Source organism: Candidatus Coatesbacteria bacterium, assembly GCA_014728225.1.
Taxonomy (GTDB): Bacteria; RBG-13-66-14; RBG-13-66-14; order RBG-13-66-14; family RBG-13-66-14; genus WJLX01.
The window spans coordinates 1-2,713 of the sequence record WJLX01000162.1; the positions used below are offsets into that span (position 1 = coordinate 1).

At 63.9% G+C, this 2,713-nt stretch carries 3 protein-coding genes; 1 reads left to right on the plus strand and 2 read right to left on the minus strand.

The window, feature by feature from the left end; genetic code table 11:
• Positions 1–172: 172 nt before the first annotated feature.
• Positions 173–1,528, minus strand: coding sequence for a hypothetical protein (locus tag GF399_11740; GenBank protein MBD3400984.1), 1,356 nt, complete (start codon positions 1,526–1,528; stop codon positions 173–175).
• Positions 1,529–1,571: 43 nt separating this feature from the next.
• Positions 1,572–1,766: a hypothetical protein gene (locus GF399_11745; GenBank protein MBD3400985.1), complete on the minus strand. Its 195-nt coding sequence runs from the start codon at positions 1,764–1,766 to the stop codon at positions 1,572–1,574.
• 360 nt (positions 1,767–2,126) lie between these two features.
• Here GF399_11745 and GF399_11750 point away from each other — a divergent pair, with 360 nt between their 5' ends.
• Positions 2,127–2,609, plus strand: a complete 483-nt coding sequence (locus GF399_11750) for a hypothetical protein (GenBank protein MBD3400986.1) — start codon at positions 2,127–2,129, stop codon at positions 2,607–2,609.
• Positions 2,610–2,713 lie beyond the last annotated feature (104 nt).

Genomic DNA, 2,713 nt, shown 5'->3' on the forward strand with positions numbered 1-2,713 from the left:
CGGAACTGGCACGGTTTTTGCATCTCAGCGACCGTTGGAGCGGCGGCAACGCTGCGCTTCCGCAAAAACCGTGCCAGTTCCGGGGCCGATCGCGTCAGGCGGTCGGCGGGGTTTTTCAAAGGTCTCGCGTTCACGGTCTCGCGGGGAGCGGAGTATTGCGGGTTGCGGTGTACTAGTATTGGGGGATCAGTCGCGGTCGGACCAGGCCGTCGTCGTCGACGACGGTCAGCGGCAGCCAGCCGGCGTAGCCCTGGTCGTCGCCGCTCCAGGGCGACCACCAACTGCCGTAGATCCAGTCGTTCCGGCGTTCCTCCACCCGGACGACGTCGCCGTAGAAGGCCCGGGCGGCCAGGGGTTCTCCCTCGGGGGCGTCGTAGACCGGCATGCCGACGGGAGAGGTATCCAGCACCATGTAACTGTTGGGGGCCGCGCCGAGGGCCAGGTAGATCAGGGTCGCGCGACGGCCGTCGGGCGGCGGTTCCTCGCCCCGGTCCAGCGCCGCGCGCCAGGCGTCGTAATCGGCGTTGTAGATATCGCCGAAGTCCGGGTTGAAGGTCTTCCAGCTCTCCAGTCCGCCGACGGGTTCGAGATCGGTGAACTCCCAGACCAGGGCGCGATCGTAATCACCGGCGTAGTCGGGCAGCAGTACGCCTTTGTCGAAGGGGGCGGCGAAGCTCAGCTCGTAGTCGGACTCCCGTTGGGCGGGCGGCAGACAGAAACCCTGGGCGGCGGCCAGGTAGCTCCAGTCGAAGTCGGGGTCGCCGACGACGGTAATCCGTCCCCGACCGATCGGTCCGGCCCAACCCGCTCCGGTGTAGAGGGGGTAGCAGAAACGGAACGAGGTGTAAAGGTAATCCATCGACCATTCGTAGCGTTGGCTGTACTCGACCAGGCGGCTCTCCCCGGCGGGGAACTCGACGTCCCAAGCCGCCAGCAGGGACTCGGCGGCGTGGGGTGGGTTGGCGACCTCCGCCGCGGGATCGGTGGCGCCGTTGCGGAAGTAGAAGTCGGCCCCGACCGCGGGCTCGGTTTCCTGAAGCGGCTCGATCAGCGGCGCCAGCTCCTCCCAGGAGCCGTAATCGCGGTAGCTGTCGGGGTCCCAGACACCGCGGTAGACGGCGTAGGGCTCGACGGGTTCGCCGTCGACACGGATGCTGATCGTTTCGAGGGCCGCCGCTTCGTCCTCGATCCAGAGGTAGGGACCGTAGAAGGGGTGCCGTACCGCCAGCGGTACGTACATGGTGACCGTCTGCGCGGGACCGGTGTTGGTGAACTCGAAGGCGGCGACGACCCGGTTGTCGGGATGCAGTTGCTGGTTTGTTTCCCAATCCAGCTCCCAGCGCTCCTCCTCGGTCAGCTCACGGCCGTCGATCTCGGGGCTCAGCAGCTCGATGACCACCTCTTCGGCGCTCATCGTCACCTGGGTGTCCGCCTCGAGCAGGGGGGCGGCGTTCTGGATCGGATCGCCCAGGTAACCGGCGTCGGCCCAACCGACGGTGCTCAACGCCGACAAGAACACCGCAATCATTTGTCCATCATACCGCATGGCAAACCTCCCGTCCGCCGGGGCGTCAACTATGGAGGGAAACGAAATACTCGATCGAGCGATCGTAGGTTTTCTCGGCCGCGGTGTCGAAGTAGCAGGCCGGCAGCTCGCCCCGGCCGCGGTGGTAGGCGACGCACTCGCAGCAGCGGCCTTTTTTGGGGCAGGGATAGGTGCAGTTGCAGGCCTGGAGGTTGTCTTTTTCTCGATCGCAGCTCGCCATCTCGTTTTACACTCCCATCTGGATAATTGCCAATCCAACAAGGCGACAAACCCACCCTCAAGTATAGCAGATGTCGCCGTTGCGTACTCGGTGCCGGGCCCCATCCGCAGCCCGTCAGCTTGAAAAAGATGAAGCTGGATGCTAAACTGTCACAATTCGAGGGTACTTCTCCACCACTGAAAAACCATTGTCGGGACTGTGCTGTCGAGATAGCTCAACCGAGATAGCTCAACCCGGCTAACCGCCCAGACGGTAAGTGTCCCGATCGCTTACGGCAGCGGCCGGATGGAACCACCGGCACGTTGAGCGCAACCTCGCCGGCGGCGGCCCGCCGTTGTCATTTGTCCGGAGGAGCACATCATGCGCCGTTTGACCATCTTTTTCCTGCTGGCGGCAGTCGGCGTCGGCCTGGCCGCCACCCTGGAGGGCGAGGCCTACGCCGTCTACGACGCCGGCGATGCGCTATTGGGTTACATCGACGAGAACAACCGCATCCTCGATACCGAGTACGAGATCCGCGGTTACATTCAGGCCGACTGCATCAAGGACGACGAATACATCATCCTGGCCTACCTCGAGGACGGCGGCGACGAGAAGCGGATCAAGAACACCTCCTACCGCACCGAGTATTACCTCGAGGTCGATGACGACACCGCCGGCGAGTTGACCGACCGTTCCTTCAGGGTGCTGGCCACCTGGGACAGCGGTGAGATCTCCGATGACGACTACGACCTGCTGGTGACCTATGAGTGGGACGATCCGGACACCGACAAGATCGAGGGTCTCAAGGGCCACCAGGTGATCTACTACCTGCTCTACTTCACCGATCTGCTGGAGGACTAGGCGGGGTCGGCGTTAGTTCCCGACGACCCGCCGGGTGAAGGTCGGAGCAGCGGTCACGCAACGAACAGGCAAGACGAACCAGGCAAGACGAACCAGGCAAGACG

Bases quoted from the DNA above. Each gene is read 5' to 3' on its own strand.
- GF399_11740 (MBD3400984.1), bottom strand. From the start codon at position 1,528: ATGATTGCGGTGTTCTTGTCGGCGTTGAGCACCGTCGGTTGGGCCGAC.
- GF399_11745 (MBD3400985.1), bottom strand. From the start codon at position 1,766: ATGGCGAGCTGCGATCGAGAAAAAGACAACCTCCAGGCCTGCAACTGC.
- GF399_11750 (MBD3400986.1), top strand. From the start codon at position 2,127: ATGCGCCGTTTGACCATCTTTTTCCTGCTGGCGGCAGTCGGCGTCGGC.